This window comes from Acetivibrio clariflavus DSM 19732, from assembly GCF_000237085.1.
GTDB classification, from domain to species: Bacteria; Bacillota; Clostridia; order Acetivibrionales; family Acetivibrionaceae; genus Acetivibrio; species Acetivibrio clariflavus.
Genome location: NC_016627.1, coordinates 3353165 through 3377113, shown reverse-complemented (window position 1 = coordinate 3377113; position 23949 = coordinate 3353165). Strand labels below are relative to the sequence as shown.

The following is a 23949-nucleotide window of genomic DNA, read 5'->3' as shown; positions in this document are numbered from 1 at the left end:
TCGGAAGGAAAAATTTAAGGGGATTATCAGGAGGGATATGAAAATGAAAACATTTGGCGGAAAAGTCCTGTTTTTGGATAGAAGTGATATAAATACCGATGAAATAATTCCTGCGAAATATCTTACCGAAATAACAAAAGAGGCACTTAAGCCTTACCTTTTGGAAGATTTGATACTGGAAGGGTTTGACTCTAAAAAAGATATAGAGGGTAAGTCAGTAATTATAACCCGTGAAAACTTTGGATGCGGCTCTTCAAGAGAGCATGCTCCATGGGCTTTGGAAGTGAACAACATTAATGTTGTAATTGCAGAGAATTTTGCCAGAATTTTTAGGCAGAACATGTACAATTGCGGTATGTTGGCTATTGAGCTTCCGAAGGAGAAAATCGATTATTTGTTTAACACCTATTCCAAAAAGGATGTTACTTTGAACATAGATTTGGACAGGGACAAAATCATTATTGAGTCGGAAGGCAAAAAGGAAGAAATAGATTTTAAAATCGGAGAATTTGATAAAACATTGGTTAAGGAAGGCGGCTGGGTTGGCTACGCTGATAAGCATTATTAATATATAAGCTCATTAAAAACTCTCCAATGTAATTTTTAGAGCTTAATCAAAAAAGCATTCAGGTTGAAAACCTGGATGCTTTTTTGCCTGCAGTTTATAGTTCATTATATTTATAACCGCTGAGAGCGAGAAGCAAAATGGCCGGTATATAAAGAACCCAGATAAAACTGTTGGAAATCAAATATACAACATCGGAATCTGTTATTATTGACAATCCGACTAAAATATCGCTTATAAAAAAACAAGCCATTCCTATGCAAACCATAAGTGAATTCTTTTTTGGAAACAAGCCCAATAGGTAATTGGCTATTCCTACCCAAAGGGATATACTCAGTACTGCAGCATATAACATAAATGCCAGTAGTAATGGACTCAATTTGAGAACGGGATAGAATACAAATCTGAATATAAGAACGTAGAAAGCCAGTATTGCTGCACTGCAACCTAAAAGCTTGAGTTTTGTTGCTTTGTCGGCGGAAGAAAGTTTTTGCCTAAGGCCCGGACTGTTTCGCAAAATTAGCAGTACCTGTGCAATAAAGAAAAAGAAAATACCGCCAAAAAGGCTGTTGAGAACAAAAGATATTTCAGCGAAGCATACTGCTATAAATGCAGTTTTCAAAAGTACCGAGTCTTTGCTGTTTAAGCTGTCTTTTCCCGAAATGGCAACTATTATTGATATTAGAACGACATTTATTCGTTTAATTATGGAACTGGGATATGAGTTTTCTATAAGTCCGAATAGACAGGCAAAATCCAAAGACATATATACAATTGCAACCAAAGAAATAAGTATGAGAAGTATTATTATGATAACTTTTTTACTTTTTTTCATATAAACGCTCTCCCTTTTGACATCCTTTGGTCTTGACAATTTTTTTCATAAATATTGATATTGTTTACACTAAAATATGGTTGATTGTTCTATATAATACATACTTTTTGATTTTTTTTCAATAAAATTTGAAAAAATGTTGCAAAGGGCGATTAAATTAAAATATAATGTCTTATACTATTTGGTTTGCAGGCAGCAATGCTTTGATATATGTTTACAGTAAAGAAATGGGGTTAATACACATGAAGAGAAAAACGGGTTTGGACATAATCAGAACTTTTGCAATTTTGTTTGTTATAGGGGTGCATTTTTTTTATCACACAGAATTTTACAGGGTACCTGTAACCGGCATAAATATGATAATACAGGTTGCGCTTAAATGGCTTTTTACCATATGTGTACCTTTATTCATAATGATTACGGGTTATCTGCAGACCGAAAAGAAGCCCGAAATCAAATATTTTAAAAAGTTAATACCCATTTTGGGTGTTTATGTGTTTTATTCCGTATTGTCCATTATAATGAGGATAACATACCTTAATGAAGAGAAAAGCCTTTTGTCATGGATAAAGGCCATACTGGTTTTTGATGCAGACAAGTATGCATGGTATATAAACATGTATATAGGGCTGTTTCTTTTGACACCTTTTTTGAATATGATACACAAAGGACTGAACAGTGCGAAAGAATATAGAATATTTTTATTTGTTTTGGTATTTTTAACGGGATTTCCGGCGTTTTTTAATTCTTTGGCTTTAAGGACGCCGAGATTTAAAGCACTGGTATTTTCAGACTGGTGGACTATGATTTATCCCATTACTTATTATTTTATTGGGGCGTATATAAAGAAGTACCCGGTAAAAATTAGCAAAAAAATTGCCGTCCTGTTTCTGGGGCTGGTGATAGCACTGGAAACGTGGCTGACAGTGTTTTATTCCCGGAACAGCACTTTTGTAAATGTGATCGGTGATTATGGTTCAATACTTATTGTGCTTGAGGCTGTATTGTTCTTTTTGATTTTTTATGATGTGGAAATTGAAAATGAACCCATAAGCAAAATACTGAGTACCGTATCGGTTTTGTCCCTTGACCTGTACTTATGTTCATATATAAGCGACAAACTGGTTTATGTTTATTTGATGAAAAATATATTTAAATCCCAGCAGCAGATAATGTTCTATTTTATTTTTGCTGTTGCTGCATCTTTTAGCATAGCTTTTGTTATTGCCTTTATAAGATATAAAGCTGTAAGGCTTAAATCTGTACAAAACGGTAAAATTTTATAAAAGCTTGTCACAGTGATTTCTTTTGGAGACTGTGATTCCGGTAAATTTTATTATTGCCGTTTCGGATTAATATAATAGGAAAAGCAAGGTGGTGTTTATATGAGCATGATTCACTATTTAGCAGCAAATAGAGAATTGCCGCTAGGAAGTTTTAACAGTACCGAAAAAAATGCTCCAGACAGCGAAAGGCGCGTATATAAATCGATGGAAGAAGCGGCAGGAATTTATATGGAAAAGCTTGATCCCAAAATATATAGCGGGGAAATAGCAAAACATTTTAAGAACAGTAACATATATGTTGTAAGTCCTAATTTCGGAAAGTTTTTTATATATCCTGATCTCAAAGAAAGGTTTGAAGAATCTTACAATGCCAACCGAAAGTGTCTTATTGAGCTGTTTAAATATATACGTGATAACATTTGTGAGGGTGAAGAATTTGAAATATATAGCTGCTGGACAGGAGAAGAGTCAATTCACGATAACAAAGTGTATAAAGTAATAGATTTAAAATCTTTTAAAATGGATGATGAATTTTCTTTAGATGATAAAGAATATATACTGATTAAAGGATAAAAATAAAAAAAGCGGTTTATAAAAAAGAGATTGGTTTCTTTTAAAAATTGCAAAGACACAATCTCTTTTTTTCATAATGGAATTTTGATTTTTTGATCTGCAGTCTCCTGCAGAATACCTTTCCTGACAAAATCAGAAATTTCTTCCTCCGCCACCGTGAGTTCTGCCGCTGCTGCTGGTATGGGTGCTGCTGCGGTTATGACTGCTGCTGTTGCTGCCCGATGATTCAGTATCAATTCTGGTCCTTGTAACTGATTCTCTGAGAAATTGGTCGGTATTTTGCGTAAGTACAAAGGAACCGGATTCCTCATACGTTTTGTTGGTTATTGTAACTTTTCCCTTATTGGAATAGGTAATTATAATTGTGGCTGCTATGGAAATTATTAAGGGAATAACGTATACAGGCCATGATCTTAGCAATCTGGATACCTTTTGCCAATAGGTCAGATTTCTCTGATAAAAATCGGGAATACGTTCCTCTCTGTACTGACCGCTTGGCACCCCACTATAAGCATAGGTGAATACATCATCTAAGAATTTGTGGCAAGCTTGGCTGTAGTTACCTTTGGAAAGATAAGGTGCCACTTTGTCTGTCATATCGGAAATTCTACCATCGGTAAAAATGTCAATAGCCCTGCCTGTAGTTGATATCCACACTTCCCTGTCCTTCATGTTGATTAGCATTAATAAACCGGAATATTGACTATCTATCCCGTAACCGTTATAGTCATAATAGTCATCAGCATATGCCATGGAAGATTTGCCGTTCATTTTATCGGTAATAACAATGACAACATCAAGTCTAAATTGATCTTTTATTTTGTCAATTCTATCTTGAAGCTCTTGAATATCGCTGTCGGATAAAAAGCCCATATCATCAACCACGTTGATGGGATTGGAAGCATAAGCCGTAAACACTGCCAAATTGAAAAACAATAGGAATACAAGCATTAAGAAACTCAGTTTTTTAAACAAATAAAGCACCCCCAAATACACATATTATCCATACCACCAGAAATACAATCAAAGCAAAGACAAACTGCCTTAAGGGACTGATTGGAGTATCGCCAACCACCTTGCCCGTTTGACCGTTTATAATGAAAATGTGGTCCTTGTCATTAAACTTGTTGATAAGAAGATAAATGGGCAGCATGGCATAGGATGCTTCTATATTGGAAATATTTATATTTTTCTCCCTTACCGAAAAGGAGGAATAACCGCTTATAGTATTTATAAGCCTTTCTTCAAAATAGGTTTGGACCCTTGCTTTCATTGAAAATTCAGCCCTGTTGGACTCAACATCGTACCTTTCAGCCATAAAACCGGACATATACTTCATTGAGAAATCCTTCAAATCGGAGTAATCATAGGGCTCAGCCAAATACATAAAATAGTCATCAAGCTTCTTCGAAGCGTCTACCGGAACGCGCTTGTAAAAAGCAGCACCTCTTCGAGTAACAAGATAATACTTAGTGCTGGTGCATCGGTAGTTGCCTTCACGCCAACTGGTAACTGTGGTACCCTCTCCGCTAATCACACCCACTACTTTACAGTCAAACAACCAAAAAGGAGCATATATACCTGTTACCTTGTCAATTTCCTCCTTTAGTTTGAATTTCTTTGGAGCAAATAACTTTTTAGTAATCCAGTTTTTATATATTTCCTTGGCCTGATCCTTTGTTATACGGAACGGGATAACACTTTTCGGTTTGAATTTTCCTGAAAACCTGGTTTTAATAATTGCAGGGCTTTTACAGTACAGACAAAAGGTGGCGGAAGTTGTGGAATCGGCAATTAATTCCGCACCGCAGCTGCTGCACTTGTATGAATCCAATTCCTGCATATCCTGGTCGGAAGCTTCATCCCTGTGCACCTTGTCTACCTGCTCTAAATTGAATTCGCTTGCGCAGTAATGACATTTCCAGTTCTGAGTCGGTGGATTAAACTCTAATGGTGCATTGCAGTTAGGACATTTATAACCTTTTACTGAACTCATTTATATTCTCCTTGTTAATATAAATTGTACAACAGAACATTGTCAAAATTCTGTGACAGTAAAGTTTCGACAGAATAATAAAAACATACTTATGCAAATATTAAATGCTGATATTAAAATTCGGTAAATTGTTAAACTTAGACTTAAAAATTCGGTTTAGACTTAAAAGCTATGCAATTTAAAATATTTCTCTGTAAAGTTTTTGGAATATCTTTGCCGGAACTAAATTTTGAAATATTCCATAATAAAATAAATACTTACTTAATTATACATCTCAATTATATATGAGTCAATTTGATTATATGACAATTGGATATAATATAACATGACAATATCTGTCGATTTTTATGATGGGAACTATTGTAATATATGGTTAACTATTATATAATAAATTTATAAAATTCTATAAATTTTACTTATTTAGAAATAGCTTAATCTTTTTTGTGCTGACCATAAAAAACAACGGGGCAGATGCAAAACAAGTCTGCTTTTTCAAATAGTTTCTATAAAGGATTAACTTCCTGTCGCAAATAGCAAAATAATATCTTCATAAGATTGAAACGATTTTAAGGAGAAGAATGAATGTGGATATTAATTGCGCTTCCTTTAACTTTAGTACTATTGGCGTTGGTGAACTGTTACCTGCAGAAAGATTTGATTCTAAGCAAAAATAATCTCCGGGATAAATTTGCAGCTTTTATGCCGAAAAAGACAATATATCTTCTGTTTTTGCTTGGCGTATTTATGGCAGGAATTGCAGTCTTTGGGGCACAGTACCGTTATTTTTCCGATTATATTAAGGCGGCAAAACTGACAGTACTGATACTGTTGCTTGCACCGGTGGCTTATATTGATTTAAAAAGCAGGATTATACCGGACAAAGTTTTGCTGGTCGCTTTGTTTTTACGCATTGTATTTTATCTATTGGAAATTTTTGTCGGGAGTACAGAAATTACTGAAATTTTAGTCTCGGATTTGAAAGGTGTTTTATTGGGAAGCGGAGTTTTTATGTTAGGTGCCTTGATTGCAAAAGACAGTATCGGTATCGGAGATATAAAGATGTACGGTATAATCGGACTTTTTGTGAGTTATTCTGGAACATCGGCATCAATGATTTTAAGTTTACTTATGTGTTCCTTTGTGTCAATAATACTGCTGGCTTTCAAAAAGAAAGACAGAAAAGATACTCTGCCTTTGGCACCGTTTTCGCTTGCGGGAACGTTTATTGCTATACTCATTGGAAGTTGTTAATACATTTTTAATGAGATGTACTGGATTTTTAATTTAAAAATTGATTTATGGCAGGTTTGAAGGATGAATTTCTTAACGTTTTCCTTAACGGATATTGGAATATCCAGAAGTGTAAATCAGGATTCAATATGTACAAAGATTATTTTGTCTGATGGAAAGAAGGCAGCCTTTTCAATTGTATGCGATGGAATGGGAGGCCTGTCCGAGGATGAAACAGCAAGCCTTTCTGTTTTAAACAACTTTTGTCAATGGGCAGATAATATACTTCCAATACTCATAAAAGACGGCTTTGCTTTTAATGATTTAAAAGAGCAGTGGTCTAAAATCATTTCCAAACAGAATCAATACTTATTGGACTATGGAGCAAAGAAAGGTATAAAGCTTGGCACCACATTGACAGCCTTGCTTATTTTTGACGGTTGCTATTATGGAGTGCATGTGGGGGATTCCAGAATTTATGAAATAAAGGACAGAGTGCGCCAGCTAACTCGAGATCATACTTTGGTCGAGCGTGATATTAGAGAAGGAAACATTACAAGGGAACAGGCTCAAAAGGATCCGAGAAGGAATATTCTTTTACAGTGCATAGGGTCATCAACATCCGTTCAGCCCGAGTTTTTGGATGGCAAGACCGAAGAAAACACTGTCTATGTGCTATGCAGTGACGGTTTCACCCATGTTATATCCGAAGAGGAAATTTATGAAAATTTTAACGGTGCAATTTTGCAGAATGAAGATATTATGAAAGACAGAACAAAATACCTTATTGATTTAATTAAATCGAGGAAGGAACAGGATAATATTTCGGTAGTATTGGTAAAAATATTAAACTGTTAAAAAATTCTATTTATTCTCCCCGGATAATATAAATACAATAGAAGATATATTATTCCGGGGAGATCTGCTGTAAATGAATATGAATCTAAATGCCAACCTCGTTCTTGGAGGCGGAGGAATTAAGGGAATAGCCTATGTAGGAATGCTTGAAGAAGCTGAAAACAGAGGTATATATTTTAGAAACATTTCCGGAGTTTCGGCGGGTGCTATAGCAGGTGCCTGCATTGCTGCCGGTTATCAGTCGAAAGAGTTAAAAAAGGAGTTTTATGAGTTCGATTTCGGAAAATTGAATATTGATACTATAGCGGAAAAGGTTCCGGTTATTGAAAGATATATGGAATTTTGCTCAAGTACAAGGTTTACCGATAAAAGTATATACAGTTTTCTTAATATGCCGTATGAAGATAAGGTAAGAAAAGAAGAGAGTTTGGATGATGATTTCAGTTTATATAGGGGGAATTTCTTTAAAAATATTGTAAAATTTAGCAAACAGGGATGCCTGTTTGATGGTGATCTTTTGGAAGAATGGGTATATAAACTTCTGGCCAGAAAAGGAATCAGAACTTTTGCCGATTTAAGGGGAGGGGTTGCTGATTATGCAAATCCCATGGGATATAAAGTTAGAATGACGGCTGTTGATGCCAAAAGGGGAAAGGTTATTGTACTGCCCGATGATATGAAATATTACGGTTTTGACCCTGATAAACTGGAAGTAGCAAAAGCTGTAAGAATGAGTTCCAGTGTTCCTTTTGCCTTCAAACCGGTAGAATTTTATACAAATACAGGCGGAAAAACTAAAAAGCACTATATAATTGATGGCGGTGTATTGGACAGTTTACCTGTATGGACCATTAGTCCATCCATGAGAAGGCCAATGATTGCATGCCAGCTTAAAGGAGGCAATCCAAAAAAGGTAGCCTTTGACCCTTTGAGTCTGTTAAAAGGGTTTATTACTGCTGTACATGATATCGGGGTTCCAAAATACATAGTGAGGAACTGCTACTTCATCTCGATCAACACTTCCAAAGTATCTTTCTTGGATTTTAATTTAAGTGACGAGGACAAGGAATATCTGTATAAGGCAGGAAAAAAAGCATCTATACCTGTTTTTAACAGACTGATTTATGTAAAAAGTATGGAAAGGTTAAATTTGTTTGGCAGGATAAGATACTTATTGTCTGCCAGAGGATTTTAATATGTTTATAGACTTTAATCATCACAAAAAATATTAGTTTACATATAATATAATTATAGCAACCGCAGATGAAATATTTCAAAGTATTGCCCTATGAAATTATGCTTTATTTTTTATTTGTTTTGTTATATTATTATTTAATAAAAGATATGTTTTGGAAAATAATTATACTGTTTAAAGTAATATTTCGAATATAGCTTTAATACCGTCTCTTGGTGTAAAATTTTAGAGAGGCAAAGGCTATGGGCTGAATGCCTCTTAAGATTTTATGCCGCCTCTTTTGAGGAAGGGACAGGAAGATAAGGACTTTAAGTCCTGAAGTTTTCATTTAGTCGGAATTAGGAGGAAGTAAAATGCTATATGAAAGTACTCGTGGGGGTTTAAAATCTATTCAATCTGCCGAAGCGATAAAAAGGGGTTTAGCACCTGATGGAGGTCTGTTTGTTCCTGAGAATCGTGTTAAATTCACATTGGATGATATAAATGAAATGGTTAATATGAGTTATCAGGATAGAGCGGTATATATATTGAAAAATTATTTGACAGATTTCTCCGATCAGGAGCTGGCCGATTGTGTCAATAACGCATATACCGCTCAGAAGTTTGGAGATAGCAGAATAGCACCTGTGTACAAGCTGAATGAAAATGTGCACATTCTTGAATTGTGGCACGGACCTACTTGTGCCTTTAAGGATATGGCTTTGCAAATATTGCCTCATTTTCTTGTGAAGTCAGTCAGAAAAACCGGTGAAACAAGTGAAATCGTAATATTGGTTGCCACATCGGGAGATACCGGAAAAGCTGCTTTGGAAGGATTTAGAGATGTGGACGGTACCAAAGTAATTGTTTTCTATCCCAATAACGGTGTCAGCGAAGTGCAAAAGTATCAGATGATTACCCAGGAAGGCAAAAATGTATATTCAATTGCTGTAGAAGGTAATTTTGACGATGCACAAAATGGCGTCAAAGCTATTTTTACTGACAAAGGTTTTAAAGAACAGCTCGAAAAGGCTAATTACAAGTTATCTTCGGCTAATTCCATCAATTGGGGAAGGCTTGTTCCTCAGATAGTTTATTATTTTTCTGCCTATGCAGACATGATTAAGAATAAAGAAATAGAATGCGGAGAAAAGATCAATTTTGTTGTTCCGACAGGTAATTTCGGCAATATATTGGCTGCATATTATGCTATGGAAATGGGACTTCCGGTTAATAAACTAGTGTGTGCATCAAATGATAACAATGTTTTGACCGACTTTATAAACACCGGAGTTTATGACAGGAACAGAGAGTTCAAAAAGACTATTTCTCCATCCATGGATATTCTTATATCCAGTAATCTTGAAAGACTTCTTTATGAAATTACCGACCATAATTCCGAATTAATCAATGAATGGATGGAAGGACTCAGGGCTGATGGAAAGTATTCGGTTGACTCGACTACCAGGAAGAAGATTTCATCCGTTTTCTGGGGTGGCTATTCTACAGAAAGCGAGACGATGAAAACCATTGAGGCAATTTATAAAGAATACAATTATGTTATCGATACTCATACCGCGGTAGCAGTTGATGTTTATGACAAGTATGTTATTTCAACGGGAGATATCACAAAGACGGTAATTGCTTCTACAGCAAGTCCTTTCAAGTTTAATGAAAGCGTGGTAAAATCCATTTTCGGAGATGGAACTGTTAAAGGTAGAAGTGAATTCGAACTTTTAAAAGTTTTGGCGGATGAGTGTAAAATAGCCATACCGGAAGGTTTGAGAGATCTTGATAAAAAGCCGGTTATGCATAATAAATTATGTGACAAGTTCGGTATGAAAGGTATTGTAAAAGATATTCTGAAAGTGTAATTCATAGGGTAATATTTCAATGGAGGCGGACAGGTTGATATTGCTTTACATCTGATACCGCCTCTTTGCAATTCATAATACTGAACTCATCATACAATTCTGTAATTTCAGCTAAAGTTTCCGGAGTGTTTTTCAAAGGCAGTTTTTATATAAATAAATAAATAAAAAGCAGAGGTGTGTCGGGATGGAAGATGCTAGAATTTTGGTGGTGGATGACGCAATTTTTATCAGAAAGCTTCTTGGAAACACACTGAAGGAACTGGGGTACAGCAATATTGAATATGCCCGGGATGGGTTTGAAGCGATTAAAAAAGCGGAGGAAATTCAGCCGCACGTTATAACCCTTGATGTTTCAATGCCGGGAATGGATGGGCTTGAAGCTATCGACAAGATATTGAAAGTCAGTGCGAAAAGCAAAATAGTAATGGTTTCTGCAGTTAAGTCCCAGCAGGTAATCAATAGTGCAATAGCCAGAGGCGCTGCAGACTACATACCGAAACCCTTTAGCAAGCGTGAAATAGAGAACAGTATGAAAAAACTGCTGTAAAAAGGACTATTAAAAAATTTTTCGGGACAGGGGTGCCCCGAAATTTTATTGAAAGTAAAGGGGATTGTGATTTTCATGTTCTGTAAAGGAGGTTTCCTTTACCGGAGATGGAGCATCAACATAGATTATTTCCCGTTTAGAAATGGATTTTAACGTATCAAATACCATTTTAACGTCTCCATACTCGATATCCGGTGTGACAGATATTTGTTCCGTTCCATTCAAAGCGTTGTAGAAATTTAGCAATTCGTTGTAATAGCCCCGTTCCGGTGTATATTTAATTTGCTCCGTTTTGCCGTCATGGTATGAAATATTTATAATTCCGCAGTTTTTGTCTTCTAAATATATTTCACCTTTGGTTCCGAATATCCTTAAGCCCACCGGAGGTTTCTGGGTTTCTATACCGGAAGGGAAATAGTTGTATTGACCTATTACGCCGTTTTTAAACAAAATATTGGTATTAATGGAGAGGTACGGATTAAAGTCTTCCTGCTGCGGTTTGCCGAAGGCCTGCACACATTCCACAGCACCGAATATATGCCTTAAGGCTGCAAGATCATGGAGTGCTGCATCCAAAAATGCTCCTCCGTAGTATTTTGGGTGCTGCCGCCACTCTTTCGCAGCGAAGGTATCTTTGGTCATTTCACAGGGGAAGCATGAAATATTATTCCTGATAAAATATACCGTATCACCTATTTTTTTGCTGTTTACAATATCACGGATTATATTGTTTTCTTCATTATACCTATAGTTTTCTGCAATCATTATTTTTACGTTGTATTTTTTTGACAGTGTCAGGTATTTATTGGCTTCTTTCATACTCGAAGCCATTGGCTTTTCACATATAAAATCAATTCCGGCTTTTGCCACAGCTTCCGATACAGTGTAATTCAATTCAATGGGAACCAGGATATCCACTGCGTCAAGGTCGTCTCTTAAAAGCATTTTATTATAGTCATCGTATACATTGCTTAGGTCAAGGTTTATCTTTCTTGCGAAGTCCTCCGCATCTTTGCGTGTCCTGTTGCATAATGCAACAATTTGGTATTTGTCGCCAAGTTCCTGCAGGGCAGGGTAATGAAGGCGTTCTAGTGCCATACCGGTTCCGATTATGCCTAAACGAATTGTTTTCATATCCATCCTCCATTTTTATTGTGTATTGATATTAACCATGGTGAAGCTTGTTTTATTAAACTCTCCATAGTTTTTATCTGTTATGGAAAAGTTATTTACGTTATTTTTTATAGTATCTCTCATTGGTTTTTTATTAATACAAAGGTCAAATTAATTTAATATGCAAAATGAAAAATTTCATTATATAATCGTTTTTTTATGCCGATATAGGTTTATATAGCAATATTTCTCCATCAGAAGGCTGAAAAAGTTACCTGAAATTATGTGGTTTTGTATCTTGAAAAGGTTAAAATTTGCAAAAATATTCAGATAAGAAATTATAGAGAGATCGTTCAGCATATATGCAATTACATGCTTGTAAGTTCAAGGGAGGATGTATTGTGAGAAAAAAGAATATTCAAAAACAATCGGAGTATAGAATAATTGTGGTTGACGATGATGATGGTATCATAGATTCGCTGTCGGTAATTGTCAATCGCTTAGGATACCATTTTGAAGGGGTAAATAATCCTCTGGAGGCAATCGAGAAAATTGAAAGGGAAAATTACGATTTACTGGTGCTGGACTTTTTAATGGAGCCCATACAGGGAGACGAGGTTGTAAAAAGAATCCGGCAGTTTAACAACGATATCTATATTTTGCTTTTGACAGGATATAAAGATGTTGCTCCTCCTCTGGAGACAATAAAATCTTTGGATATACAAGCATACTGCGAAAAGAGCGATAACTTTGACCAACTTATATTGCTTATTGAATCGGCAATAAAGTCAATATCTCAAAAAAGGACAATAAAGAAGTTCAGAGACGGCTTAAAGAGTATACTTGATTCTGTACCTAAGATATATCAATTGCAGTCCATAGGAGATATAATTAAAGAAATTTTGACGGAAATTCTGAAGTTAGTACATAGTGAAAATGCATTTATACTTATAGATGATTTTGTGGGGCTGTCGGCTAACAACAGTAGTTTTATAAAAGGTGTAGGAAAATACGATAAATCTTTGGAAGAACTTCTGGGTATGCTGGATTACCAAATTATGGAATCGATAGGGATTGCAAAAACAAAAGGACGGCCGGTAAAATTGGAGCAAGGTGTTTTTTTGCCCCTAAACAGCAAGAGCGAACTGGTGAGGACCGAAGGAGTAATTTATCTTGAAACGGATAATTATGAGGAGCAAATAGAGTTCCTTGAGATTTACTCTACTCAGGCTGCAACGGCCATTAGCAATGTATTTCTTCATTCTATGGTAAATGCCAAGAACAGTGAGTTGGAGAGAACGTACAATGAGCTGAAGCAAAGGTATTTGGATGCTATACAGGCATTGCGGTTGGCTGTTGATGCTAAAGATGTCTATACAAGGGGGCATTCTGACAGGGTGGCATTCTATGCCGTAAAAATAGGCAAAGCTTTTAATTTACCTGAAGATGAAATTGAAAGACTTGAAGCCGGCGGAATATTCCATGATATTGGCAAGATAGGAACTGCCGATGATATTTTGTTAAAAAACGATAAGTTAAACGATTGGGAATATTCTGAAATAAAAAAACACCCTATAAAGGGTGCCAATATACTTTCCGCTGTATCTATGTTTAAAGAAATAGTACCTATAGTACTTTATCATCATGAAAGAATAGATGGAAGAGGATATCCTTACGGAATCAAAGGCGATGAAATTCCGTTTTTGGCTAAAATTATCTCTGTAGCCGATGCTTTTGATGCTATGACCTCCGACAGAATGTACAGATCAAAACTAGATTTGGATGATGCTAAAAGACAACTTGTATCAAATGCCGGTACGCAGTTTGATGCCCAGGTTGTTAAGAAATTTATGACTATTCTGGAAGACTTTAATTCGCTGCAGAAAGAGATACAAGAAGTTTGCAAGTAGAAGTTAAACTGTGAAAATTGCAAAATTCTTATAAATTTTATTTAAAAAAGGATATGCAGCACAGCATATTCTTTTTTTGATATAATGAGGAAATTCAAATTTTTATATTTGTAAATATTGTCAATATAAAATTTTTACATGAAAAAAATCAATAAAAACTATTGAATTGGAAATTGACTTGTGCTAAGATTACACCATAGGAGCACATTTGTGCGTGAGACAAAGACACGGAGGATGACATGAAAAACGCCTCAAAATACTATCTGGTGGATACTTCGGTACTTCCGGAAGTTTTTATTAAAGTTGTCGAAGTTAAAAAACTGCTTTCTAGCGGTGTAGTGAAGAATATTAATGAAGCCGTGAAGAGAGTGGGGATAAGCCGAAGTGCGTTTTACAAATACAGGGATTATGTATTCCCGTTTTATGAAACCTCAAGAGGAAGAGTCATGACTCTGTTTTTTGTGGTGGAGGACTTTTCCGGAATACTTTCAAGCATAATAAACAAGATTTCGGCTGCAAAAGCCAATATTCTGACTATTAACCAGAATATACCGATTAACGGTCTGGCGGATGTGACAATTTCGATAGAGACCGATGGTATGATAATTGAGATTAACGAATTGATGGAAGAGATTAGTAAAATTGATGGCGTTAGAAGACAAGAAATTCTTGCTAGAGAATAGAGGGGGTTTTTTTGGTGATTAATGTTGCAGTTTTAGGATATGGTGTTGTAGGATCAGGAGTTGTCGAGATTATAAAGAAAAATTGCGAAAGCATATCTCAAAAAGCCGGTCAGGAAATCAGAGTAAAGAAAATATTGGACATTAGGGATTTTGACGATACCTGTCCGGATAAAGCTCTTATAACCAAGAATCCGGAGGAGATTTTTGGAGATGATTCCATAAACATTGTTGTGGAAACCATCGGCGGAGCAAAAATTGCCTATGAGTATACAAAAAGGGCTTTGGAATGCGGTAAGCACGTTGTTACTTCAAATAAAGAGCTGATTGCAACCTATGGCCCTGAACTATTAAAAATAGCTAAGAACAACAATATAAACTATCTTTTTGAAGCCAGCGTTGGAGGCGGAATTCCAATAATCAGGCCGCTTAACCGCTGTTTGGCTGCAAATGAGATATATAGCATTGTTGGTATTTTAAATGGAACTACCAACTATATTTTAACTCAGATGAAAAAAGACGGAAAAGACTTTGATGTGGCCCTTAAAGAGGCACAAAAGAACGGTTATGCGGAAGCAAACCCGACTGCCGATATAGAGGGACACGACTCGTGCAGAAAAATAGCCATACTCTCTTCCATTGCCTATAATGAATTTGTTGACTACAAAAACATTTACACTGAAGGGATATCCAAGATAACTCTTACCGATATAAAATATGCTGAAAGTCTCAATGCTTCCATTAAACTTGTTGCAATGAGTGAAAAAGTTGGCGACAAGATAGTTGCAAGGGTAAGCCCTGCCATAGTTGATAAGGACAATCCGCTGTATAATGTGGAAGATGTTTTCAATGCTATTGTGGTAAAAGGAGATGCAATTGGAGAAGCCATGTTCTATGGCCGCGGCGCCGGTAAACTGCCTACTGCAAGTGCAGTTGTTGCCGATATAATTGAAATAGTTAAGCATTGGGGAAGCTGTGGAGGCTATGACTGGAATGTTGCTGAGGGATCCAATGTTATAGATATAATGGAAACCAAGGCAAAATATCTGGTTAGAATAAAAACTGACAATGAGAGTGAGGCTAAAGAATTGGTAAACTCCCTGTATGGAAATGTGGAATGGCTCAAACCTCTAAAGGTTCAGCAAAAAGATGAGTTGGCTTTTGTAACCGAGAATATTCTTGAGAAGGAACATAAGGAAAAATTTGAAGTAATTTCAAACTCTGAAGCTGTCAGGGAATTGGTTAACACCATAAGAATATTGTAAGAATAAAATATATCAAGATCCCTAAAAGCTTAAACAGTCTTTGAGAATTTACTGTGTAGTGGAGGTTAAATAATGAAAGTTGCAAAATTTGGTGGAACATCGCTTGCAAATGCAGAGCAGATTAAAAAAGTATGTGATATTGTTTTATCAGACCCTGACAGACGTTTAATAGTTGTGTCGGCACCGGGGAAACGTTATAAAGATGACATAAAAGTGACCGATTTGTTAATTTCCCTTGCAGAGAAGTGTCTTGGCGGGGGCAGTGCAGAAGCGGAGCTCAATGCTGTTGTCGCAAGATATGAAGAAATTGCCCAGGGCCTTAATTTGTCCAATGAAATCGTAAAGATTATTTCCGACGATTTAAAGGAACGCATGGGTATGGACAAAAGCAATCCCGGAAAGTTTATGGATACTCTTAAGGCCGCCGGGGAGGACAACAGTGCAAAGCTGGTGGCAGAATATCTTAAGAGCAAGGGGATTGAGGCTGAATATATCAATCCTAAGGATGCAGGTATGCTGCTTAGTGATGAATTCGGCAATGCCAGAGTACTTCCTGAATCCTTCGACCATCTGGCTAGGTTAAAAGACAGGTCCGGCATAATGATTTTCCCAGGCTTTTTTGGATATTCTAAAAAGGGAGATGTGGTGACATTTCCCCGTGGAGGTTCAGATATTACAGGTTCAATTTTGGCAGCTGCCGTAAAGGCCGATTTGTATGAGAACTTTACCGACGTTGACTCGGTTTTTGCAGCAAATCCAAATATTATTGACAATCCGAAACCTATCCCGGTTTTTACATACAGGGAAATGAGAGAACTGTCCTATTCAGGCTTTTCCGTACTGCATGAGGAAACTCTCGAACCGGTATATAGAATGGGTATTCCTGTATGTATAAAAAACACCAATAATCCTAAAGCACCGGGAACACTTATTACACCCGCACGTGAGGTGGGAGACAATCATGTAGTGGGAATAGCCAGCGGCACAGGATTTTGTACAATATATGTAAGCAAGTATATGATGAACAGGGAAATAGGATTTGGCAGGAGATTGTTAAACATTTTGGAAGACGAAGGATTATCTTACGAACATACTCCTTCGGGGATTGACAATATATCCATTATTTTAGAGGAAAAACAGCTGGACAAAGTAAATGAAGAGCATTTAATCAAGCGCATTAAAGATGAGTTAAATGTAGATGATGTTACTGTAGAACGGGGCTTGGCGTTAGTTATGATAGTTGGGGAAGGAATGCTGAGAACTGTGGGGATTTGTGCCAGAGCAGCTAATGCCCTTGCAAAAGCTGGAGTAAATATAGAAATGATTAATCAGGGTTCTTCTGAAGTTAGCCTGATGTTTGGTATAAGAGCAGTGGATAGTGAAAAAGCTGTCAAGGCATTGTACAATGAATTCTTTAATTAGGATGTTTAGAAAATGGAACTTAAGGCAATATAATTATGACTTAATGCAAAAAGTAGTGTTTCTAATATAGCAAGGAAATACTACTTTTTGTAAATTGTTTTCTTTTGTTCAAACTTACAGCAGCATGCATAAAAGATTAAAATATATATATTGAATTTGTTCAAGAAATGATATAATTAATGTAGAACAAGCGTATAATTAAATGTGTAATGCAGTTTTTATTTTATAGCTTCAGAAATTTCGGAATGTTCAGTTTCGGTTTGTAATTCTGCTGATCCGGAAAGCAAAAATAGTTGTATGCATTTATCTATTCAATGCAGATATCTTGATGCAAAATATGAACCCGAAGCATAATAGGGGACAAAAGCGCCTTCTTTGTATATAACTTCAAAGGGATTTTTAAAAATATGTATTTTGTGTTGAGTTTAACTATAATTGTATAGTATTGAAAGGGGACATATTAATGAGCCTATACCCACTGATGGATGTTTTTATTGCCTTTGTGCTTGAGGTAATTATTGGATATCCGAAATGGATACCGCATCCTGTAAAGTTTATCAACTGGTTGACAAAAGTTGTTGAAGTTGGTTATAGGAAGATTACAGATTTGCTTTATAGCAAGAAGGTTAAGGCTTTGGGTGACGATTATGTACACAGGGGTGTACACAGGAATAGAACAGAAAAGTATTCCGGTATGTGCTTTACAATTATAATGGCTTTGTTAATTACCATAATTATGTTGTTATTAATTGGAGTAGCTTACTTAATAAATCCTGTTGTATACCATGTTGTTAATGTATACTTTATTTATTCTGCTTTTGCCATAAAGTCTGTGGCGTTTGAAAGCGTCGAGGTATGTGATGCACTGAAGGACAGGGATATTTTCAAAGCCGGAAATATTCTTTCGAAAAATATAGGAAGAGAAATAGAGCGTTTTGATGAGCAGGATATAATAAGAGGTACTGTTGAGCATGCTGCCGACAGGACAGCCGAGAGTGTTATCTCACCTGTTTTCTATGCGGTAATAGGCTCGTTGTTTGGATTAGGCGCCCCTATGGTTTACTTGTATAAGACAATTAATGCAATAAAATTAGCAAAAGGCTATAAAAATGGGAAATGTGAAAGCTTTGGGTATGCTGCGGTGAAAATAAATGAATTGGCAAATTTTCTGCCGGCCAGGATAACTGGGTTATTGTTTGTTATAGCTTCGATATTTTTAAAGAAAGACTTTAAGAGCAGTTTTGCCATAATGAGGAGAGATAAAAGAAAGCATCACAGTCCCAATTTGGGCTATCCTGAAGCTGCTATTGCCGGCGCACTGGGTATAAGATTGGGCGGATCGGGATTATATTTTGGAGATATTGTAGATAAGCCTATTATTGGAGATAATAAGAGAAGTGCGGAGATAAGGGATATTTCGGATACAATAACCCTTATGTATATAGCCGCAATTATTGGAATGATTTTGTTCGGTATAGTGTACTCACTGATTTTTGCAGCTTGGTATTTTAGTTGAGCATGGGAATTGATTATGAGCCGGGCTGTGTAGTATTATATATCTTAAGTTTAAGGAGTTTGGTTGATGAGGCGTTTGGTTGTAGTGACGGGAGGTGCCAGAAGCGGCAAAAGTACTTTTGCAGAAAAGATAGCAAAGGACTGCAATTGTGATGTAGTATATATAGCAACTTCAATACCTTTCGACGATGAAATGAAGGCTCGGATAAAAAAGCATGTGGAACAGAGACCGGCCCATTGGAAGACAATTGAAGCCTATAAGGATCTGGATAAGCATTTGGCCGGTGAAAAGAGCGGACATGCTGTGTATTTGCTGGATTGCATAACAATAATGATTACAAATCTGATGTTGGAAGCATCTATCGACTGGGACAATGCTTCCGGCAGTGATTGTGATTATATAGAATCGCAAATAAAACTGGAAATGGAAAAACTATTGAAAGTAGTTGATGAAAAAGATACTACTTTTATTTTGGTTACAAATGAGGTTGGAATGGGTATTGTACCTGAGAATAAAATTTCCAGGATATTTAGAGATATTGCGGGAAGAATAAATCAAATGCTTGCTCAGGCAGCCGATGAAGTATACTTATGTGTATCAGGCATACCTGTAAAAATCAAATAAATACGCTAAGAGATTATTAATAAACTGAAGCAATGGGAGAAAAAAGTGATTATATTTAAAAGATTTGTTGCAATGGTTCAGTTCTTTACCTCAATACCTATACCGGTTAATTTGAATTGTGACGAAAGGGACTATGGCAAGGGATTGGTGTTTGCCCCTGCTGTGGGTTTGATTATAGGCGTTTTGCTGCTCGCTTTATGCAGTGTACTGAAGCTGGTTTTACCTGCAAAGATGGTTGCTGCATTTTTGATTGTCGGATATATTGTTTTAACCGGCGGCTTGCATCTTGATGGATTGGGCGATACCTTTGACGGTTTGTTTTCCAACAGACCCAAGGAGAAAATTCTTGAGATAATGAGAGACAGCAGGGTTGGAACTAATGCGGTTTTGGCTCTTATAAGCATTGTCCTGATAAATTATACCGTGCTTCTGGAATTGGATTTGATGCCGGCAGCTTTGCTGCTCTTTCCGGTGGCAGGCAGGATTGGATCGCTGATAGGTGCGGGTACATCGGTTTATGCCAGAAAAAATGAAGGACTGGGCAAAAGTTTTATAGATTTCTGCGGCAGAAAAGAAATGTTTTTAGGAATAATTATATCTTTTATAATTTTTGGAATAGTGTTAAAATTAAAAGGCCTGCTTATAGCTTTTATTTCAATTATTACTGCCTGGACTGTAACAAAAATTCTTACCCGAAAGCTTGGCGGTGCTACAGGAGATATTCTTGGAGCAGTTTGTGAATTGAACCAGACTGTTTTTTTGCTGCTGTTTTATGTATTGGGGCAATTTTTGAGCTAATACGGAATACGGGAGAGTTGCAATGCTGGAATTAATTCTTATACGACATGGAGAGACTGACAGTAATATAAGAGGGTCATATTTGGGATGGACCGATATGGAACTCAATGAAAATGGAATAGATCAGGTTAAATTGTTAAAAGAACGTTTAAAAGGAGTTAAAGTAGACAAAATATATTCCAGCCCCTTAAAAAGGGCACTTCAAACGGCGAAAATAATCAATGAAAATTATAATCTGGACATTGTAACAGATGATGGATTAAAGGAAAGAAACTTCGGAATTTGGGATGACCTTACCCATGAGGAAATGGCCCGAAGGTATCCTGAAGAATACAATGAATGGATTAATGACTGGATAAAATATCGTATAAAAGACGGCGAAAGTGCCCAGGAAGCTTATGATAGGGCTGCAGTTTTTGTGGATGAGGTGATAAAGAGTAATAAGGATGGTGTTGTCATGCTGGTGACACACCTTGGCACAATAAGGTTTATATTGGCATATCTTTTAGGCTTGGGCATTGAAAATTCATGGCGCTTCAGAGTTAATAATGCCAGTATTACAAAAGTAGAAATCAATGATGGTTATAGCGTGCTTACAATGCTTAATGGCTAGTGCTGTAAAATTATTTTAATAGATATATAATTTATTTTTTTAATATATATAATTTTATAACTGTATGTGATTTATACGGGATTATTTTTAAGAGGAGGGATTTGGTTGGAAAATGTTAATAATAACTCAAAGAAAACAAAAACGATTATTTTAAACGGACTAATGATAGCATTGGTTTTATTGGTGACAATGTTTACAAAAATACCCGGTCCATTAGGATATTTTAACATTGGAGATACAGCGATAATTATTGCAGCTGTCATGCTTGGAAGAAGGAGCGGTTTTATTGCCGGTGCTTTCGGTTCGGCTTTGGCTGATATTTTATTGGGTGTTCCGTACTTTGCACCTATTACCTTTGTTGTAAAAGGATTGGAAGGTTTTATAATCGGCCATATAATTTATGCTGCAGGAGATAAAAAAAGAATAAACAGTGAGATAATAAGGATATTTGCAATTGTTGTGGGTTGCATTGTTATGGTAGCAGGATATTTCTTTTCGGAAATATACATATTAAGGCTTTTCAGTACTGAATACGGTTATGCAAAAGCTTTGTCCGAACTTCCGTATAATTTGGTTCAGGGAGGAATCAGCGCCATTATAGGCTATGGCTTGTCTACGTCCCTTTCAAGGATAAAGGCTGTGACACAAATATTGAATTAAATAGACCAGCAGATGAGAGGTGAAATGGAATATGAAAATTACAATTCTTGGGAACAACGGTCCGTTTCCATCGGCGGGAGGAGCTTGTTCCGGGTATCTTGTAAGAGAAGGAGATAAAAATATTTTGATAGACTGCGGAAATGGAGTTTTGTCAAATTTGCAGAAATTTATTCCCATCGAAAAAATCGATGCCATTATTTTAAGCCATCTACACAGTGACCATATGTCTGACTTGATGATCCTGCGTTATGCAGTGCAGATAAAGATGAACAGAGGAAGTGAAATCAAACCTATAGATGTTTATGCTCCGCCGCAGCCGCAAAATGAATACAGTCAGATAGATATTCCGGGAGTGTTTAACTTAAAACCTATAACCGCTGATTTGGTGTTAAACTTCGGGGATATGAGGATGGAGTTTAAGGAAATGGTGCATCCTGTTATGAGCTTTGCTGTGTCAATAGTATCTCAAGGTAAGAAATTTGTATTTTCCGGAGATACTTCATGGAATGAAGGAATTATTGAGTTTGCAAAGGACGCAGACTTGTTAATGCTTGATGCAGGGTTGCTTTCGAAAGATAAGAAAAGTGACAATGTTCCGCATTTGACAGCGAAAGAATGCGGTGTTGTTGCTCAAAAAGCTAATGTAAAGAGACTTTTGCTTACACATTTCTGGCCCGAGGATAATGTATCTGACCACATTGCTGAAGCGCGTGAGAACTTTTCCAATGTGGAGATTGCCGGGTTGCTGAATACCTATGATGTTTAAAGACAGATAATTTAAAATGCCGTAGAATTAAATTAAAAATGTCGGAAAAGAAAAATAAAGGAATAAAACGAAAAGTTCCAAAAACTTAAAAGTTTCTGGAACTTTTTCATATGTAAATTTTTTATCATATATCAAAGTTTTGTTCTATACCCAATTTTATCGAATGGAATAGCTGTTCAGTTTGCTGTTGAGTATATTTACCAAGTCAACAAGATTATTGATAGCTTTTTGCATTTCCGAAATTGCCTGAAGTTCTTGTTCTGTAGTAGCTGCAACTTCCTGGCTGGCAGCAGCAGTTTCTTCCGAAACGGAAGAAATACTTTCTATTGCAGAAGTAACTTGAATTTTGTCCTGCTGCATTTTGGAAACAGCCTGATTAACTTCATTGATTTTGCCTACAATATTTGTTATAGCGTTTGCAATATCGTTGAATGCGCTGTCTGTCTTGTTAACAGCGATGTTTTGTTCCTGAGACATCTTTTTCATTAATTCCATCGATTCGATTGCCAACTGGGATTCTTCCTGTATGCTCTTCATAAGTAAATTAATTTCTTCTGTTGACTTTCTGCTTTGGTCTGCAAGTTTTCTAACTTCTTCTGCAACTACCGCAAAACCTCTTCCGGCTTCGCCGGCTCTTGCAGCTTCGATAGCGGCATTTAAAGCTAAGAGATTTGTCTGTTCGGCTATGCTTTCGATGGATTCGACGAAAAGACCGATATCGTTGGTTGTATTGGTTAATTTTTCTATTACCGCAAATATTTTTTCTGCAGTTTCGTTGTTTTCTTTTGACTTTTTACGCAATATACTTACCGAATCAAGACCGATATTGTTTAAATCATTTATCTTTTTGGTTTCCTCCGTTATTCTGCTATAGCTTTCATATACAAAATCAATTTGTTCGCTTAAGTTGTCCACCATTTCAACACCGTGCTGTGCCTGTTGTGCCTGATCCGAAGCACCTCTTGCAATTTCATCCATGGTTTTGGATATGTCGTTCATAGCGTTGGCAGCTTGCTCAGCTGTTGCAGAAACAGTTTTGGAAGATTCGAGAATGGAGCTTGAGAGATTGTGAAAGTTCTGGAGCAGAGCCTTTATATCAGTAATAACATCATTAATACCTCGAGCAAGGCCTTCAGCTCCTATACTCTTGGTAACATCTACCGTTTGGGAAAAATCTCCCTGTTTTATTGCATTAATGGAGTTTTCAAATTGTTTTATATTATTTATTATACTAAATATTGATACAGTATTTAAAATAATGCTGGATAATAATGAAGATACCAATAGAAGTACAACTGCTATCCAGCTGCCGGTTTGAAATTTAATGATTGCTGCAAAAATAACCATGACAAGAATCGGAAGTATAAATGCAATTCTGGATAAAGAAAAAAACTTTTTCATATTTTACCTCCAGTTAATTAATGAGAACAAATTATGATTATAGATATGCTATATAATGGGATATAAATATTTTCTATAGTAATATTTTTATTCTACATAAATCCTAAAAATCCTTTTTAAAATTAAATAAAAATTATTGTAAACCTTATATATACAAAGGTTTGCAGGTAAAATATGTGAATTATTACATAAACCAGGTGATGCTGAGGGTATAATATTACAATGTGAGTCTTTAATATCTTG

23 protein-coding genes are annotated in these 23949 nt (G+C 36.2%); 18 read left to right on the top strand and 5 right to left on the bottom strand.

What is annotated here, in order from left to right:
* Window positions 1-43: 43 nt before the first annotated feature.
* Window positions 44-568, top strand: coding sequence for a 3-isopropylmalate dehydratase small subunit (locus CLOCL_RS14200; RefSeq protein WP_014255997.1), 525 nt, complete (start codon window positions 44-46; stop codon window positions 566-568).
* A gap of 94 nt (window positions 569-662) precedes the next feature.
* Here the strand turns inward: CLOCL_RS14200 and CLOCL_RS14195 are convergent, their stop codons facing one another.
* Window positions 663-1400: a lysoplasmalogenase family protein gene (locus tag CLOCL_RS14195; protein WP_014255996.1), complete on the bottom strand. Its 738-nt coding sequence runs from the start codon at window positions 1398-1400 to the stop codon at window positions 663-665.
* 242 nt (window positions 1401-1642) lie between these two features.
* On the opposite strand from CLOCL_RS14195, the gene CLOCL_RS14190 reads away from it, so the two are divergent.
* Together CLOCL_RS14190 and CLOCL_RS14185 are read left to right on the top strand one after the other, a co-directional pair.
* Entirely contained in the window at window positions 1643-2686 is a 1044-nt protein-coding gene (locus tag CLOCL_RS14190; protein WP_148263836.1) for an acyltransferase, read from the top strand.
* Between the two features lie 99 nt (window positions 2687-2785).
* Complete coding sequence (locus CLOCL_RS14185) at window positions 2786-3259, top strand: hypothetical protein (protein ID WP_014255994.1); 474 nt, start codon at window positions 2786-2788, stop codon at window positions 3257-3259.
* 132 nt (window positions 3260-3391) lie between these two features.
* On the opposite strand, the gene CLOCL_RS14180 is transcribed toward CLOCL_RS14185, so the two are convergent.
* Both CLOCL_RS14180 and CLOCL_RS14175 read right to left on the bottom strand, forming a co-directional pair.
* On the bottom strand, window positions 3392-4243 hold the full coding sequence (locus tag CLOCL_RS14180; protein ID WP_245532900.1) for a TPM domain-containing protein: 852 nt from the start codon (window positions 4241-4243) through the stop codon (window positions 3392-3394).
* Window positions 4227-5255: a TFIIB-type zinc ribbon-containing protein gene (locus CLOCL_RS14175; protein ID WP_014255992.1), complete on the bottom strand. Its 1029-nt coding sequence runs from the start codon at window positions 5253-5255 to the stop codon at window positions 4227-4229. Before CLOCL_RS14175 ends, CLOCL_RS14180 begins: the two co-directional genes overlap by 17 nt.
* A gap of 582 nt (window positions 5256-5837) precedes the next feature.
* On the opposite strand from CLOCL_RS14175, the gene CLOCL_RS14170 reads away from it, so the two are divergent.
* From CLOCL_RS14170 to CLOCL_RS14150, 5 genes are all read left to right on the top strand, one after another.
* On the top strand, window positions 5838-6506 hold the full coding sequence (locus CLOCL_RS14170) for a prepilin peptidase (protein ID WP_014255991.1): 669 nt from the start codon (window positions 5838-5840) through the stop codon (window positions 6504-6506).
* Between the two features lie 63 nt (window positions 6507-6569).
* Window positions 6570-7343 (top strand): PP2C family protein-serine/threonine phosphatase, encoded by a 774-nt coding sequence (locus CLOCL_RS14165; RefSeq protein WP_014255990.1) that lies wholly within the window; start codon window positions 6570-6572, stop codon window positions 7341-7343.
* Window positions 7344-7416: 73 nt separating this feature from the next.
* Complete coding sequence (locus tag CLOCL_RS14160) at window positions 7417-8538, top strand: patatin-like phospholipase family protein (protein WP_014255989.1); 1122 nt, start codon at window positions 7417-7419, stop codon at window positions 8536-8538.
* A gap of 353 nt (window positions 8539-8891) precedes the next feature.
* Window positions 8892-10391: a threonine synthase gene (gene thrC, locus CLOCL_RS14155; RefSeq protein WP_014255988.1), complete on the top strand. Its 1500-nt coding sequence runs from the start codon at window positions 8892-8894 to the stop codon at window positions 10389-10391.
* Window positions 10392-10575: 184 nt separating this feature from the next.
* A complete protein-coding gene (locus CLOCL_RS14150; RefSeq protein WP_014255987.1) occupies window positions 10576-10938 on the top strand; it encodes a response regulator in 363 nt (120 codons plus the stop codon).
* Window positions 10939-10983: 45 nt separating this feature from the next.
* Here CLOCL_RS14150 and CLOCL_RS14145 read toward each other — a convergent pair whose 3' ends face one another.
* Window positions 10984-12072 carry a Gfo/Idh/MocA family protein gene (locus CLOCL_RS14145; RefSeq protein WP_014255986.1) on the bottom strand — a complete coding sequence of 363 codons (1089 nt, stop codon included), beginning with the start codon at window positions 12070-12072 and terminating at the stop codon, window positions 10984-10986.
* 380 nt (window positions 12073-12452) lie between these two features.
* Between CLOCL_RS14145 and CLOCL_RS14140 the strand changes: the two genes are divergently transcribed.
* From CLOCL_RS14140 to CLOCL_RS14095, 10 genes are all read left to right on the top strand, one after another.
* Entirely contained in the window at window positions 12453-13961 is a 1509-nt protein-coding gene (locus tag CLOCL_RS14140) for an HD domain-containing phosphohydrolase (protein ID WP_014255985.1), read from the top strand.
* Window positions 13962-14200: 239 nt separating this feature from the next.
* A complete protein-coding gene (locus tag CLOCL_RS14135; protein WP_014255984.1) occupies window positions 14201-14644 on the top strand; it encodes an ACT domain-containing protein in 444 nt (147 codons plus the stop codon).
* Between the two features lie 14 nt (window positions 14645-14658).
* Entirely contained in the window at window positions 14659-15906 is a 1248-nt protein-coding gene (locus CLOCL_RS14130) for a homoserine dehydrogenase (protein WP_014255983.1), read from the top strand.
* Window positions 15907-15978: 72 nt separating this feature from the next.
* A complete protein-coding gene (locus CLOCL_RS14125; RefSeq protein WP_014255982.1) occupies window positions 15979-17328 on the top strand; it encodes an aspartate kinase in 1350 nt (449 codons plus the stop codon).
* Between the two features lie 463 nt (window positions 17329-17791).
* Window positions 17792-18844 (top strand): cobalamin biosynthesis protein CobD/CbiB, encoded by a 1053-nt coding sequence (locus tag CLOCL_RS14120; protein WP_014255981.1) that lies wholly within the window; start codon window positions 17792-17794, stop codon window positions 18842-18844.
* A 66-nt stretch (window positions 18845-18910) separates the two neighbouring features.
* On the top strand, window positions 18911-19468 hold the full coding sequence (gene cobU, locus CLOCL_RS14115; RefSeq protein WP_014255980.1) for a bifunctional adenosylcobinamide kinase/adenosylcobinamide-phosphate guanylyltransferase: 558 nt from the start codon (window positions 18911-18913) through the stop codon (window positions 19466-19468).
* A gap of 45 nt (window positions 19469-19513) precedes the next feature.
* Entirely contained in the window at window positions 19514-20266 is a 753-nt protein-coding gene (cobS, locus tag CLOCL_RS14110) for an adenosylcobinamide-GDP ribazoletransferase (RefSeq protein WP_014255979.1), read from the top strand.
* Between the two features lie 22 nt (window positions 20267-20288).
* Window positions 20289-20879, top strand: a complete 591-nt coding sequence (cobC, locus tag CLOCL_RS14105) for an alpha-ribazole phosphatase (RefSeq protein WP_014255978.1) — start codon at window positions 20289-20291, stop codon at window positions 20877-20879.
* Between the two features lie 105 nt (window positions 20880-20984).
* Window positions 20985-21539, top strand: coding sequence for an ECF transporter S component (locus tag CLOCL_RS14100; protein WP_014255977.1), 555 nt, complete (start codon window positions 20985-20987; stop codon window positions 21537-21539).
* Window positions 21540-21570: 31 nt separating this feature from the next.
* Window positions 21571-22305, top strand: coding sequence for an MBL fold metallo-hydrolase (locus CLOCL_RS14095; protein ID WP_014255976.1), 735 nt, complete (start codon window positions 21571-21573; stop codon window positions 22303-22305).
* Between the two features lie 156 nt (window positions 22306-22461).
* Here CLOCL_RS14095 and CLOCL_RS14090 read toward each other — a convergent pair whose 3' ends face one another.
* The gene (locus CLOCL_RS14090; RefSeq protein ID WP_014255975.1) at window positions 22462-23706 is read right to left on the bottom strand and encodes a methyl-accepting chemotaxis protein; all 1245 of its coding nucleotides are present in this window, start codon (window positions 23704-23706) and stop codon (window positions 22462-22464) included.
* Between the last annotated feature and the right edge of the window lie 243 nt (window positions 23707-23949).